This is a genomic window from Terriglobales bacterium, assembly GCA_035567895.1.
Classification (GTDB): Bacteria; Acidobacteriota; Terriglobia; order Terriglobales; family Acidobacteriaceae; genus Gp1-AA112.
On sequence record DATMPC010000013.1, the window covers coordinates 1 to 14,342 of the forward strand.

A 14,342-nucleotide genomic window follows, 5' to 3' on the forward strand; every position below is an offset into this window, starting at 1 on the left:
TAGCGTAGCTCCGCAAGTTGTCGGCGGCCCCGATCATCCAGTCTCATGCCCTGCAGGATCGCAAGCACAAGGTGGGATTCCCGGACCGCAGTCGAAAACCGGACTGCGGCAAAGCGAAGTTGTGCGCGCAACGCTCGCGCGTAATCACCGCATGTTTGAACTCATGCAGGACCCGGCGGTCGATCGCGTGGAGGTTGGACGCAGCGAGGATAATCCGAACGAATCTGCTGTCGTTCTCTTGTTCAATCAGAGGCCGAGGCTTCCCATACCTTCACAAATCGACGGGGTCCGCACCCGAGTGATCTTCAGTCCAACAGTGGCATCTCCGCAGGGAGGACAACACGAGATTGCCGCAGTGATTGCAGATTCGGAACTCAGCAAGGCTCGCACGGCAAAGGAGCAACATGCGGAAGAGCTAATGACAAATGCTGCGATCCTCGGTGTAGGTGTAGGAGCAAGTAACGACAGTCCAGGAGAAGCGGCGTTGGTGGTATTTGTCGAGGCAGGTAAATCCGCAGTTGTGCCAAATTTGATCGACGGAGTTCGCACTCGTGTAATCTCAACCGATCCGTTCCGCACATTCAATTGGGGCAAACGTACAGCAAATGCGTGTTCGCGAAAGTGACTATAGTGGGTGACTGTGCTTAGGACAGCCGGTTGTTTCTGGCCGCGCAGATCAGTTCGCATTTCAAAATCCCCGCATGGGAATTAAGATTAAGCTCGCGAAAGTCTCCGAACAGGCATGATCTCCATCGTCCACCTCACCAGTCGTTCCCCTTCAAAGCTCGGAGACGAACTGAGCTTGGCCGGCTACCGCGTCTTCGAAGCTCTCGCTATTTCGGAAGTACTCCACCTCCAGGAACACGAAAAGATCGACGCTGTGATTATTGGAGCTGATGTCGACGATGCAGAGGAGAAGGCGCGTCAGCTTCGCGGCACGATAACAAGACTCGAGCCTGATGCGACGGCAGCCTACCTGCAATGGGAACTGTCGCTGCTGTTTCCAGGCGTGAACGTCCCCGTCCAATGAAGTCACTGCAAGTAACCAGGTACGCCATTTTCAACCGACGCCGCCCTCAAAAGGAAACTTAGGCTTGGATATTTCGCCACTTGAGACATGCGCTCTCATGGCGGCATCGCACACGGCATAGCCCCAATTAACGAGGCGTTGCTGCAAACTCCTATCCATTTCCTTCAAACGAGTGGGAGTATCAGCGAGTACGCTCGTATTCGCAAAAGGCGCCGGCAATGCGTCAGCCAATTTGTAATTCGCAATGTCCGTGCGGATGCCCCAGTAAGCGCCTTTCCGCAGCCCAATCGCGAAAGAACCGACCACCCAACGTTTGCGTAAGCTGCCAACCTCATTATTTAAGAGCTGCAAGATCCGATAGCTGTGCAGAGCCCAATCGGTATGCGGGTGCGGTTCGTCTGCAGTGGCCCCACCTCCGTCGGAGACGAGTATGGTGTCATATTCCTTCCATGCAGTCTCAAGACCTAAATTGTCGTAGACGCCACCGTCGGTAAGGATTGCCTGCTCCGTGTATGGAGGTTTCTGCAGATCGCCCGCGCTAGGCAGATCGAATTGTTTTGGATCGAGCTTCAACTTGACTGGCGAAAGCACCGGAGGAAATGCTGAGGACGCTCCCACCGCAATCGCCAGTTCTGTCTGAGGATTGAGCACCAAGCCGACACGGTAGTCGCCCATGAATTTTCGACTGAAACGCCACAGAACTTTTGTTTGAACATTAGTCGCATTGATGACAAATCGAGGGCCTTCCGAATCGCTCGGCAGATCCTGCAAGGTGCCCGTACCGAAGAGGTACTTGCGGTAAGCATTCGCTACCTCATCCGCGATGCTCTTAAACGGATTCAGAATCCCTCCGAAAATTGATTTTTCGTCGATAGTGTGGCCGGCAAAGTCCATCACTGGCTTAATGACTTCGTCGACCAGATTGCTAGCGTGCCCATTTTGGTCGAAAGCGAGCTTCTTCCACTTAAGCCCGAGAACTCCCGCAGTAATCGATCCCCCGGAGACGCTTGAGACGCGCACCAACTTCTTGAGCCAGCCGAGTTCGTTGAGGCGCCAAAGTGTCCCAAGGTGAAACACCACGGCGCGGTAGCCGCCTCCAGACAGACATAACGCCAGTCCAGGACGCGGCTGTTTGGCTTGGTCGTCATCGGAAATAAACCGAATGGGATCGAGTAGTTTGCGATATGCATCGGTGTCTTGCGGCATTTGAAATCTATTTCTTCCGCTTCAGATAGCCCACGTATTTATCGGGCCGAGTAGTATCGACGACCACACTCACGAGTTCCCAACTCTGGCCGCCCAAATCGTTTGCTTGGTTAAGTAGGTCCGGAGCGGTAGTCGACGTGATCAACTTGTATTCCCAGTTCTGTCCGGTCGGCTGCGGCGTGGGACCTGGACCAGGCCCGGGCCCAGGACCGGGGTTGAAGCTGATAGAAAGCACTGGATGAATCTCGATGTTGTTCGGCGAGCGGCCAGTCTGTTTGTGCGCGCGATCAAAGAATCCAACGCCTATGATCTCAACGGGTATTCCATTCATTTCATTCCAGCTACCGTTGAAAGCAGGACTCTGAGTTTGTTGTTCGAGCGACTGACGGGCACCGGTGACGTTCAGTGGGTTACCGGACTGAAAGAATGGCGAGCTTGTTCCGAAGGTACCGTTGCGCCCCGAAAGACAGCCCGGGTCAGGAAGCTCCGCTACAAAACTGTGTCCGGTAACCGGAACCCCGTTGTTTTCGTCCGAAAACTGCAGAGTCTCGTCTGTCATGACCAGGTGATAGTCGCTGTCGTCCGTTGCTTGGCAACACTCCTTCTTCCACTTCACCAAGCGTGCGGAAATTCGGTAGAGATGTGTCTCGTCCGGAACCACTCGAGTTGTGTTGTTGGTTGGAATGCTGGGCTGATGAATCGAAAGCAGGTCTGAAACCTGTATTGGCGTGATGTTGTTGAAATTGATCTGCTGAGCGGCTGGATCAGTGCCGTCTTTTACCGCCCATCGCTCCGTGCCCCCGCAGTGTTGGGCTGGAACAATTTGGGCAGAGGATACAACTAGGAACGAAAGGATCAATGCTCGAACTTGCATAGGCCACTCTCCGCTAGGCGTAGTATTCGGGGCCGGTTTGGGATGCACGGCACTCTATCACGGCCGTGCCGATTAGGGAGAAGGGTTCCATAACGGGCTTCTCTGGCGGGCCGCCGCTGACGACCGTAACCGCATCGCTGCTTCTCCTCACCGCCGATGAATCGGGATATCGAGGGTGTCTACCCTTGAAGTGTCGGTCTCGGCCCTGTAGAGCACGTAAGGCCCTTGATGGACTTCTAGCAAATATCGGCCAGGTCTTACTTGAGAAAAACGGAATACGCCCCTCTGATCAGTGTTACCAATCATGCTTGGAAACTTGGAACCGCTTGGCGGTCTCAATTTGATTTCAAGATTTTCAATACCTCGTTTGGTCTGGGCATCGAAAACGCGGCCGGTAAACGACTTGGCGGTCTGTGGATAAGCGAGAACCACGATTAAGCACCCGAGAAAAACCATGATCGTGGCGTTCCTGAACATGCGGTGCCTCACTTATAGCTCGGGGGGGTAGGTGTGTCGGTTGTTTTATATTCCGAAGGCTCTAGAATCGTTGGTCTGAATTTTATTTCGACTTCCCCCTTGCCGGATTTCTTCGCGGTTTGGCTGTCCAAGACATGCTCGTTCGCGATAAGTAACACTTTGTATTCTTGATCGCCTGTTCCTATAAAGGGAACTGGGACGCTGAAGGAATCCCCCTCTCTGGTAACTGCGTATGGAGCCACAGACGCATAAACAAGCGCAGGATAGACGTTCGTGTTCGGGACACCAGTGAGTTTCACCGTGACGACGTGGGGATATTCCGTCAACTTAGACAGCTCGGCGAAGGGATAGATCAACGGAAAGAAGCCCAGAGCAAATAGCGCAAGCGCAGGATAGTTACTCTTGAAAGTGAAGCCCCCCGGCAACCCCACCTCCAAGGGTTGCTGCGATTCCTTGTCGACATAGATCTTCTGCTTGTAGATCAACCAGATGCCACCGGCAACCATCACCAAGCCTGCGAACTCCGTCATGAAAAAGAGCACGATTCTTGCATCCATGTGCTCTCCTTTCGGTTTGCCAATCCGGACTTGATATCGATCAATCGACAATAGTCCAGTGCTAACAACCGGCATGATGCAAGCCACTTGCCAAAGCCACTGCGGGAATAAGAGTTCCCTTAAGTTCTTGACGGCACAAGATCGCTAAAGAGAAATGCCCTTGGATCGAATCTTCCGTATGAACATAACGGTTTGTCTCATCACAACTTTGTAGCCGACTGGTTAACAGCGACGGCTCTTCTAGTCGAAATCGTAGAGGCAAAGACCCCGCTACCCGCAGGCTACAATTTTCAGCGATATGTGCGGACGATATCGACTCACACGGGCAGACCGACTCGACAGGCGGAGCGGCAAATCAAGGCAGCCTTTCCACTTCGGGATGAAAGACGACTCACTGTTTGCCTTTCAGGTATATGGAACAGGTGGAAGCCGCCGGTGGGTCCACTGATCGAGTCTTGCGTCATAGGATTGGTCTGGCATTTGGCTTGCAACATTCCGAATCGGGCTGTAGCTGTAAGTTGAGGGCTGATTTGGTATACGGCCCAAGTAGATTAGGCGAATCTATGGGTTTCGGAACCCCCACATTTCTTCAATGGCGAAGCTTCCCGACATGACAGACCTGCGCCTCCTGACGAGATGCTAACTGCAGCCGAGTATGGCAAGAAGATATTAGCGGTACAGGCTGTAGAAGTTCTTCACCACCAGTCAAACCGATTTCTCTGCCAAGCCACAGAAGCAGAGATCGAGAGAGGATAAGTAAAATGAGCGCCCTTACACATAATGTCGCATTGGTCTCGGATACCCCGGTTGTCGACTCCAGCCAGGTCTCGGCGGTCGCGGCGGCGTTACAAAAGCAAGCTACCCGCGACTTCGGCCCGATTTGGGAGGTCGATGCTACGGTTGCAGCATTCGATGCACTGGAATCGGTGCCCGTCGACTATTGGCCGGTGATCCTGCGGGACGACATCAACCAGCCAGGAGCCGCCGGTTACCACACCGACGATAATGGACAACCCTTCTCGCTCGTTCAGGCCGATGCCAACTGGCCCTTGACCGCGAGCCATGAAGTTCTGGAAATGCTGGCAGATCCATTTGGCAGCCGAACCATCGCCGGAGCCCCTCCGACCGGCGCACCCGATCCAGTCTCGAGCTTCGAGCGTGTCGTCTACTTGGTTGAAGTCTGTGATCCCTGCGAAGACGCGCAATTTGCGTACACCGCCAATGGCGTGCCGGTGTCCGACTTCATCACCCCGGATTACTACAATCCCATTGCCTCCGAAGGAGTCCAGTACAGTTTTGGGGGCAACATCGAGGCCCCACACACCGTACTGGAAGGCGGGTACGTCAGCTTCGGCAACCCAGTCGACAATCACTGGTACCAAGTCATCGTCCGGAACGGTCAAACTCAATTACGAGACCTGGGAGTGATCAGCTCTACTCACGGCAAAAGCCTTCGTGAATTAGTCGATGAAAAGGTTCGCGAAGCCAGAAAGGACGAAAATTACCGGATCATGCCTGCTATGAAGAAGGCGGTCAAAGGATGGCCTCTCGCTAAAACAAGTACTGCACGGGCCAAGGCGTTGCGCAATTACATGAAGAAACTGGCGTAGGATTTGAGGGAGAGCTGCCCCCTCGAGGAGGAACCTCGCAAGAGGTTTGTGATGCCAGACAACCAGTCTCACACCGAACAGGGACAAGTCGAGAGAGCCAAGCGACTGCGTGATCGTATCGAAGGATTGCGGCGTGGAGCACAGGTGCCTGACCACGCACCGAAAAACAAGTCCATTAAAGAACAACTCGATGAGCGGGCGCGAGAACAGGAGCAAGAACCCTAGTGTCGAGTCCGCCCGCTCCTCGCTGATCGACGTTATGCTGTGAATGTTTCTTGGGTTCGCGTCAGCTAGTACCAGGCACTCTGGCTTCGCCGCATTTGGGAACGGTCGACCCTACCCTGCAGGCTTCCTTGATGCTCCCTGTTTCCGCCGATTTCTACCGACCGAGTAAAATCCGTCCATGTGTGGGCGCTACCGATTGACGCGTGCCGATAAGCTCGCGAATGATTTTGATGCCGTCTGCGCCAACGACGGAGATCTAACTCCACGCTACAACATCGCCCCGACCCAATTAGTGCCAATCGTTCGGATGAACGGCTCTACGCGAGTCATTTCTTCCATACGCTGGGGCTTGATTCCATCCTGGGCGAAAGACGCATCTATGGGGCAAATCAATGCCCGGAGCGAGACTCTCTGTGAGAAGCCAGCGTTTCGCGAAAGCGTCGAGCGACACCGCTGTTTGATTCCAGCAGATGGCTTCTACGAGTGGAGGCGGAGCGGAACGACGAAGCAGCCTTTCCACTTCGGAATGAAGGATGGGTCTCTGTTTGCGTTCGCAGGCATATGGGATCAATGGAAGCCGCCGGAGGGTACGTTCGTCGAATCATGTGCCATTCTCACGTTACGAAAACCGTACAAGAAGATCCGTTCCCATTTCAACAAAGGAGGGAACACAAAGTCCGGTGAGCCTGCTACACAGCCGTGCTCATGGACTCTAAGGAACTTGACAAACTCAATCTTGATGTCAGGCAGTTCTTTGACTTCGACAATCACCCGCACGTTTATCACGTCTCTATTTTGAAAAGGAGACTTTTCGTTTCGCGAGAGCTGGAGTGCCGCTAACCACGCCGATATTGTTGCCCGGTTCGAGGCGGCTATCGAATGGATCAAAGTAGTGATGAAGCAGGATAACGAATCAAGTCGTTTCCCGGAATGTGGATCACGGAGGAGCCAGATCGTGAGATACCTCTCTTTCGGCGAACAGTTCTATTGTGGAATGACACCCTCCTATCCGCCATTGACAACTTTCTCGAAATCGACTAACTTCGCTGCCCAATCCTGCTTCACTACCCTGGGCTTTCTTCTCACTGACTTTCCGCGAAAACCAAAGTAGTGGTGTTCTCGGAATCAGCGTCCGTATTCTCAACATGCGAGGGAGGATGCAGAACATGGACCCTTTCGTAATTTCTGCTTGGAGTCGGGCGCTAGAGCGTATAGCAATCGTCGGTCTCTCCGGACTGTCGTTGATCCTTGGTTGGGACTTGTTTCGAAGAGGCGTGCTGGATTCGCAAAGGGCCGAGTTTAAGGCACATACCTGGTCCGCAAGACTTCAACATGTCGGCCCTGGCATTTTCTTCGCTCTTTTCGCGACGGTGGCATTTGTGTCTGCGATCTCCCACCCTTTAGAAATAACGACCGGAAAAAAGGCCGAGGAACAACCGAGAGCTACCGCAGTATCGGCTGTTCCCTCAAGGACAGCAGAGGAAGACAAGCTCGTCTACGCAGAGAAAGCGGGCGCGTCGAATGATCGCGATGTTGTGGCCGCAATAAACACGTTTCATCTCCTTGCGTTGCCCCCCTTATCCCAAAGGCTCGACGAGGGCAACAGAAACGCGATCAATAAGGCCGATCAAACTTTGGATGTTTACAAAAGGTCTTTAATGTTTGCGCACTTCGGGCAGATGAGCCTTCAATTTTATTCCATCCACGATAAAGTTTCGTATGATCCCGCAGTACTGCGACAACAATCGGCTGACTTTCAGAACACATATTCAGAGATCGAGGCCTGGGACCACGACACGTTTCTAAGGAGTCGCTAATGCAATGGCAATGGATTGTTGTTTTCCTTAGCGTTGTAATGCCGGCACTTGATGCGCAAACGTCTCAACCTCCAAGTGAACTTATGTCTCCATCACAGATCAACGCATTGTGGAAGTCGTATGCGCAAAATGGAGATCGCCTCATATCTGACATTCGTCCGAGGTTCCGCCGCGCCTTGAATCCTGAAGACAGATCTCTCGAATCGAGTCTCGACTACGAAATTAAGATCACTGGAAACACGAATGCTTTTTCGTTGCCTAACCACCAAACCATAATCACATCAAGCTTTCTCCAGGTTATAGATTCAATGGCAACAGTCATGGCAGCGGCCCAAGCGTTCAATACACCCGAATGCTTGGGGTCTTATGTGGAGTATTTGGGAGAAGGAACGCGTAATAACACTTGGCTAGTGGCGCACGGTCGACCAGCGGAACCTGTGGCAATGGCATTCGGATATTGGCAGCTTCGAAAAGACATTTGCGGGGGCCTGACTGAGGCGACATTTCGAAGCAATCAGAAAGCCGATGATCTTCGCGAATACCTGATCCAAGGCAGTCTTATCTATCTCATCGGCCACGAATTTTGCCACCACAAATTTCACGATAACACTTTCAGAATGGTGAAGCCCGAGCAGAAAGAAAGGGATCAGGCGAGAGGTTTTGACGTGACTCGCGAAGTGACACCCTCTGAGCAGGTTGCAAAGGAGGAACGAGCTGACCTTTTCGGTTTTCGAAAGATGGTTGAAATGGATTACCCTCCAATGGCAGCCATGCCAGTCCTTGTGTTCTTCGTAGGTATCGAAGGATTTTCACCGGAGGCCTTAGGGGACGACGACGATCACCCAGCGGCAGTAGTTAGATTTAAAGACATGATCGATGAGACTGAGAAGGATTCGGCTTTCATGAAGCTGATAAACGAACACCATTTGGAGACGCAATGGAACGCATTTAAAGCACTCGGAGGACAATTTAATTAGCTACGGAATGCCCGGCTCACCAAGCTGCCCATCATTTATTCACGTCTTTACTACGTCTTTGATCGGCTCCACGTGAAGGTCACGATCTGCTGGACCGTCCGCTATCTTGCGTCCCATCAGCAGCATCACGCTTCCAAAAAACTGACCACACTAGTGACTTGTCCGGCTATCCGAGACAATTCACAATTCGGCTGTGGCTTCCCTCGTCTTGCTCAATACGGTCTCACCTTCGAAGCTGACGAAGTCAGATTCTCCAGCAGAAGATCTTTATGGGAACGAAAGCAGCGACACAACAGGCCTACGAGAAGCCTCAGCAGGCGGAACATGGACCGGACTTATACCAGATGCCCAAAGTTCGGCTAACAGCCATGTCGCTGAATTCAAAGCCAGACAGAATTTTGGCGAAGCACAGTACTCTGCACCCACCCAATACACCGTGCGTTAGGGAACGTTACACGGGTTCCATTTTGGGCATCAGCGCAAATTTGGCTTCCTGCCTCTTTCCTAATTCTTTGTGGCGCTTCGTAAATAGATAAATGTAAACAAAATCGACAGCGGTGGAGATCACTGCTGCGGTCAGCAAAAATGGCATATGCGGATATCGCATGAATACAAAGACGCCGATCATTCCGGTGCCGAGCGTACGAGTCCAAGCTGTCCATCTCGACCAGCCAACCAGGCTCTTCTGACGCAACATAAGCGGGATGTACAGAAATGAAATCGGCAATTGACAGATATAAGCCGACAGGAAGCCACCCACGTCTAGTCCTTGCTTAACAAACGTCCCATAGAAGAACGCCGCGCAGACGAAAACAACAATACAAGCTGGGGTCCAATATCTCCGGAGCAATGGAATCTCCGTTTGCTTCCAACCGTACCTGAGTACCAGATAAAAAATAAGCAAGTCGAGAAAGAACCAGGCCTTGTCCGCCCAAACCGCGAGCAAACCCAGATCGGTTCTGAAGATCAGTGCCCAATTGATCTCCCAACCCAAGTTGCTCGCCGCCGCAAATGCCGGCATCTCCACGACTCCATACTTAAATCCGTTGCGGATGTAGATGAAGTACGCAATGACCCACAGATATGCGCCGACCGCGTAGATCGCGAGCTGCAGGGCGGTGTAGTCCTTAAGATTCAAAAGAGCGTGCATGGATAAAGTGGGTGTGAACAATATCAAGAAAAACTCCCATCCGCTAGTCGGGCACCAGAGCTGGGTGAGCGCCTTCCGGGAATGTCCACTGACTCACGGCTTCAATCCGCTCCCCTAGATTTCCCTAGTTTTGAAAGTTCAATTCTAGATTTCCGGGGCACGACCTGATCCTGAAACGTGACCTATTCGTGACCAATATTTCCGAATGAACCCTCACCGAACCCTCACCAGACAAACTCCCCAAACTTGCAAACAGCCTGTAAATATGCGGGTGTGCTGCACTCTTGAAATATGGGAGGGGGGACTCAAAATGGCCCTATCCTGCGGATACCTCACGGCCGCGGGAGCTTGGAGTTGCCGGGGCAGCTACGCGACCGTCGGCACACAATTCCAGTATTGGTCTGTCATTTTGTCTTGCTCACCGCGTGATAGGCTCCAGCCCAGAAGAAGACGACTCCTGTTACCTTTCCGTTCTCGCGAGTAAAAAACACGCGAATGGGAAGTTCACGGGCGACGAAGCCGTCTTCGGTTATGCCCAGCAATTCGACTGTGCGGCCGTTGGGATTGTTGAGCATGAGCTTCTTTCCGTCGAATGCAATGTCGAACGCCGCCTGCCCACTGCTGGCCGCGTAGTGCCCCGCATATTCCGCATAGATCTCGGGACGAACTCGTAAGGGTACAAGATCAGAAGCTTGCAGCGCAGGCTGTTCGGCTGGCAGCTCGCGAATCCATATATTCCTGAACCGGACGGGATCATGATGATCCTGCAGCGACAACGGAAGTTTGTCCGGCGTCGCGACATAGGGCGGCCGGTCATGAAAGCCGGTCGGTCCGGAGGGCTCCACAGCGTCCTGAACCAGAACACCATTGTGTACAACTGTCAGCCGCGCAGCCTTGGTGAGGTGCCCTGTTGCCTCAAAGCGAGCCTGGCGGAAGAAGATGTCGTATGTCTGCCACTCGCCCGGCGGCTTGGTTGCATTTGCCAGAGGAGGGTACTGCCCATAGATCGCCGCAGTAGTTCCGTCGGCGTATGTCGGGTTCTGCCATGTATCGAGGACTTGCACCTCGAACAACCCCATGAGGAATACGCCGCTGTTGCCCCGCGCCTGAGAGTCGCCCCTGCCCACCGCCGGCGAAGCCCACTCGACGTGAAGCTGACAATCGCCAAAGGCCTGCCGCGTGAACAGATCACCGGAATCAGGCATCACCTCAAAGTAGCCGTCGGCGACTTTCCATCAATCCGCTTGGTGGAAGTCTTGCTGCCTCGGTATGCAGCATCGTGAGGAACTCGTTCGTTAACACTGGACCGCACTCCTCCGGCAAGACTGAGTGCTCCGTTTGCCGTGGTCCTGACTTGGAATTCTCCTCGCCACCGTAGGTCACAGTTATCTCCTTGGGTGCCTCTCTGTTGTACCGTTCCCTCAGAGCATCAAGTGAAATGGCACCCATTTCCCGAATCCGCTTTTGAGCAAAAGGAGTCTTGAGCATCGTGTCAAAAGACGGCACCTCTCTCGGAATTGTCGCGCTCAGCAAAGATGCATTGACTCCGTTCCCCAATTTAAGGCTCCCGTTCTTACACACCGTTATTGGCACGGCGAATCCGTTGTATACCCGGTCGTTTGCAATACGAAATCGTCCAAAAGAACAGTTCACAAATGGACAAACTCGCTGACCGTTTCCTCGCACTAGAAGAATGTCTTCATCTCCTATCCCGAAGAACGGCATGTGATCCACGAAAAGCAGCCGGTCAGAATGATCTAGTCCGCCAAGTGCTCGAATTGTCAAGGTCTCACCGAGTACCCGGCCGCGCACAACTTTCAATATCTTGTAAGTCACAAAAGCATAGGGAAGCGAATCGCCATCGCCCGTTTGATCTGACATTCGGTACTCGATCCGGACGACCTTCCCGTGAATAACTGCGTCAGCCAAACTCACCGAGCGGGCAAGATTCAGCGTGGAATCAGCACTGGCAAACTGTGCTGCACCGTACTGGCCGTCGCTGAGCCAAAAAAAGACGAGTACCGCTCGGCAGATTCGTACCGCCGTAACTAGATAGTTATTCGCCTTATTTGATGAGTGTATTGAACTTCTAGTAGTAGCTTGAAGCAGATGGAAATCTGCCGCGCATTTGCCACCGGCATCCATGGAACTCTCCTTGAAGGAACTTGGGCCGATGAGCCTTCGGGCCGCGCGGACCGTAATGGCACTTCAAAGACGATTCGCGAATGCAGTTTAATGAGGAGATGATGTTGAGTGCGAAATATTACCTCTCTTCAGCGGCTTCAAACGCTCTTTTCGAGCTCGCGAAGTTCGGCCGGTAAACGTGCTTCTAGGCACGGGGCGACATACACAGTGTTGGCAAGGGTCTAATTGGGGAGTGCTGCCGCGGTTGAATCATAATGGGAAATATCCGTTTGTCAAGACGTTTTTTGGTACGGTTTTCAGAACAGCCCGCAACGGACCCACCAGGTGGGTGCCCTACTCTCCGTCCGCCGCGGCGGAGAGGGTAGGCTGCGATGAAGTATGCAACTCCGGGTTGAGTTTTCGATTTGTACCATTTCCGCAAACGGGAACGTCAAAGCCGTTCCGAGCAAGGCATTGCCAGCAGCATGTTAGCCTCACCCGACTTGGGCAAATCTTAAGACTTTCCCGTAGGGTTCCCGTTGTTTCCCGTCGATCTCCCGTTGTCCCCGTAACGGGCTCCCGTCGTTTCCCCGTAACGGGAAAACAGTGGACAACTGAAAGCCAAAATCGGAGACTCTGGTTTCCCCGACAAGCAAGGCACTAGAGAGTTCGCGCACGAGAAGAACACCAAGGCGCCGGAAGGAACGGCAACCGGAGCCGGTTCGGGCGCGGTGATCGGTGGCACTTTGGGCTGGCTGGTCGGAATCGGCGCGCTGGCAATCCCCGGCGTTGGGCCGTTTATCGCGGCTGGCCCGATCATGGCCGCTTTGGCTGGAGCCGGAGTGGGCGGCACAGTGGGCGGCATCACGGGAGCCCTCATTGGCATGGGCATTCCCGAATATGAAGCGAAACGTTACGAGGGCAGACTCAAAGAGGGCGGAATTCTCTTGTCCGTCCATTGCGACGATTCCAACTGGACAAAGAAAGCAAAAGAAATTCTAAAGCGCACCGGCGCGCAGGATATAGCCTCTACCGGAGAAGCGAGTGCCGATTCGGAAAAGAGGGATAAACCTCTACCCAGAGCTGTTTAGGCACATTTCCATGCTAAGGACGAGAGCCCTGCAGAAGCAGGGCTCTTATTTTTCAACCGTTATCGTGCGAGATATCGCTGAGCAACAGTACTCGCTTGAGATGACGACGCATCAGAAGTAAGAGCGACATAGTTCGGTGAAAGCACGCAGAAGAGCAGTTAAAGGAGAAGCCATGAAGAGTTTTTTTGTCGGGATAGGCCTGGGATTCGGAGTAGGTTTGCTGCTCGCGCCCGCAGCAGGTTCGGAAACACGGAAGAAAGTGATGGAGAGACTCACCCCGCTCGCCGATCAGCTGCACGAATCGTCCGAACCTATCGTCAGCGCAGTGCGCGAGTCCGTTGAGAGCCTCACGGACACGGCGAACGAACCGCATCAGCCAGACTCGATCGGCGAAGGTCAGGCGGAAGAAGCCTCTCGCCTCCTGGTGATCCTGAACTCCGCGAGCAAGACGAAGTTAATGAGCGTCTCAGGAATCGGCGATGCCACCGCGCGCCGCATCATCGAGAGCAGACCATACAACTCGGCGGATCGGCTGATAGAGGACGGGATCTTGTCGGAAGTAATCATGACCACGCTTAAGAAGACACTTCTCGTCGACGACGAAGCTGCTTAGGACTGGTTTACCGCGCTGGCGCGAAACCGAGAGGTCCCTCGCTCGGCAACAGAAATCTTTACCTCCAATTGGAAGGACTGAACCGACTCATGAGCGAGGCCTCTTTCGTAGTAGATGTCTATCATCACCCCGGCATCGAGAGCGTGGAAGGCTATCCCAAACGTGCGAATAACGAGGTGAGAGCCCACGCGATCGCTGAGCAGGTAGCTCGTGAACTCCAGTGTTCCGGAAACCCGGGAGAATATCTCGTGACGGTATGCATAGATCAGACCCTAGTGGCGACGCAGGTGGTCTTAGTTCCTGCGTCTTGAGAAACCACCCCAACACGGGAAGCTGTGAAGAGATTAACTGACAAGACTCTTTCCGCGTCCTAAGACTTACTTTGGCTTTTGGTTTTGGTATAGAGTCTTGCGCGCTGTGCTTGCTGAATCGGATGTGCAGCTTCACTTTGTGCTCCACTGAAGTTGCAAAGTGGCTGCAACAGCGAAAAGCTGCGCCAGGTTAAGGCACTGACCCGAACTGCGTAGAAATTCTTTGTCTTTTTCTGCAATTCTGTGCGATCAGCAGCCCTCGACCTTCCAACAGATGCAT

General features: G+C 53.2%; 14 protein-coding genes. 8 read left to right on the forward strand and 6 right to left on the reverse strand.

The annotated features are described in order from the left end of the window. On the forward strand, nucleotides 1-625 hold a 625-nt coding region (locus VNX88_03905; protein ID HWY67782.1), incomplete at its 5' end, for a hypothetical protein. A 117-nt stretch (nucleotides 626-742) separates the two neighbouring features. Beyond that, on the forward strand, nucleotides 743-1,030 hold the full coding sequence (locus VNX88_03910; protein ID HWY67783.1) for a hypothetical protein: 288 nt from the start codon (nucleotides 743-745) through the stop codon (nucleotides 1,028-1,030). A gap of 30 nt (nucleotides 1,031-1,060) precedes the next feature. Here VNX88_03910 and VNX88_03915 read toward each other — a convergent pair whose 3' ends face one another. The 3 genes from VNX88_03915 to VNX88_03925 all read right to left on the reverse strand — a co-directional run bounded on the left by VNX88_03915 (nucleotide 1,061) and on the right by VNX88_03925 (nucleotide 4,144). Next, entirely contained in the window at nucleotides 1,061-2,236 is a 1,176-nt protein-coding gene (locus VNX88_03915) for a patatin-like phospholipase family protein (GenBank protein HWY67784.1), read from the reverse strand. A 7-nt stretch (nucleotides 2,237-2,243) separates the two neighbouring features. After that, entirely contained in the window at nucleotides 2,244-3,110 is an 867-nt protein-coding gene (locus VNX88_03920; protein ID HWY67785.1) for a hypothetical protein, read from the reverse strand. Between the two features lie 485 nt (nucleotides 3,111-3,595). Next, entirely contained in the window at nucleotides 3,596-4,144 is a 549-nt protein-coding gene (locus VNX88_03925; GenBank protein HWY67786.1) for a hypothetical protein, read from the reverse strand. Between the two features lie 761 nt (nucleotides 4,145-4,905). Between VNX88_03925 and VNX88_03930 the strand changes: the two genes are divergently transcribed. The 3 genes from VNX88_03930 (at nucleotide 4,906) to VNX88_03940 (ending at nucleotide 8,773) form a co-directional block, all read left to right on the forward strand. Further along, on the forward strand, nucleotides 4,906-5,754 hold the full coding sequence (locus VNX88_03930) for a hypothetical protein (GenBank protein HWY67787.1): 849 nt from the start codon (nucleotides 4,906-4,908) through the stop codon (nucleotides 5,752-5,754). A 51-nt stretch (nucleotides 5,755-5,805) separates the two neighbouring features. Beyond that, nucleotides 5,806-5,979: a hypothetical protein gene (locus VNX88_03935; GenBank protein HWY67788.1), complete on the forward strand. Its 174-nt coding sequence runs from the start codon at nucleotides 5,806-5,808 to the stop codon at nucleotides 5,977-5,979. A 1,816-nt stretch (nucleotides 5,980-7,795) separates the two neighbouring features. Then, entirely contained in the window at nucleotides 7,796-8,773 is a 978-nt protein-coding gene (locus VNX88_03940; GenBank protein ID HWY67789.1) for a hypothetical protein, read from the forward strand. 451 nt (nucleotides 8,774-9,224) lie between these two features. Here VNX88_03940 and VNX88_03945 read toward each other — a convergent pair whose 3' ends face one another. From VNX88_03945 to VNX88_03955, 3 genes are all read right to left on the reverse strand, one after another. Then, nucleotides 9,225-9,923 carry a hypothetical protein gene (locus VNX88_03945; GenBank protein ID HWY67790.1) on the reverse strand — a complete coding sequence of 233 codons (699 nt, stop codon included), beginning with the start codon at nucleotides 9,921-9,923 and terminating at the stop codon, nucleotides 9,225-9,227. Nucleotides 9,924-10,327: 404 nt separating this feature from the next. Beyond that, the gene (locus VNX88_03950) at nucleotides 10,328-11,128 is read right to left on the reverse strand and encodes a DUF1080 domain-containing protein (GenBank protein HWY67791.1); all 801 of its coding nucleotides are present in this window, start codon (nucleotides 11,126-11,128) and stop codon (nucleotides 10,328-10,330) included. Nucleotides 11,129-11,132: 4 nt separating this feature from the next. Then, entirely contained in the window at nucleotides 11,133-11,804 is a 672-nt protein-coding gene (locus tag VNX88_03955) for a hypothetical protein (protein HWY67792.1), read from the reverse strand. Nucleotides 11,805-12,778: 974 nt separating this feature from the next. On the opposite strand from VNX88_03955, the gene VNX88_03960 reads away from it, so the two are divergent. The 3 genes from VNX88_03960 to VNX88_03970 all read left to right on the forward strand — a co-directional run bounded on the left by VNX88_03960 (nucleotide 12,779) and on the right by VNX88_03970 (nucleotide 14,062). After that, complete coding sequence (locus VNX88_03960; GenBank protein ID HWY67793.1) at nucleotides 12,779-13,138, forward strand: hypothetical protein; 360 nt, start codon at nucleotides 12,779-12,781, stop codon at nucleotides 13,136-13,138. A gap of 172 nt (nucleotides 13,139-13,310) precedes the next feature. Beyond that, entirely contained in the window at nucleotides 13,311-13,751 is a 441-nt protein-coding gene (locus VNX88_03965) for a YtxH domain-containing protein (protein ID HWY67794.1), read from the forward strand. Nucleotides 13,752-13,840: 89 nt separating this feature from the next. Then, the gene (locus VNX88_03970) at nucleotides 13,841-14,062 is read left to right on the forward strand and encodes a hypothetical protein (protein ID HWY67795.1); all 222 of its coding nucleotides are present in this window, start codon (nucleotides 13,841-13,843) and stop codon (nucleotides 14,060-14,062) included. Nucleotides 14,063-14,342 lie beyond the last annotated feature (280 nt).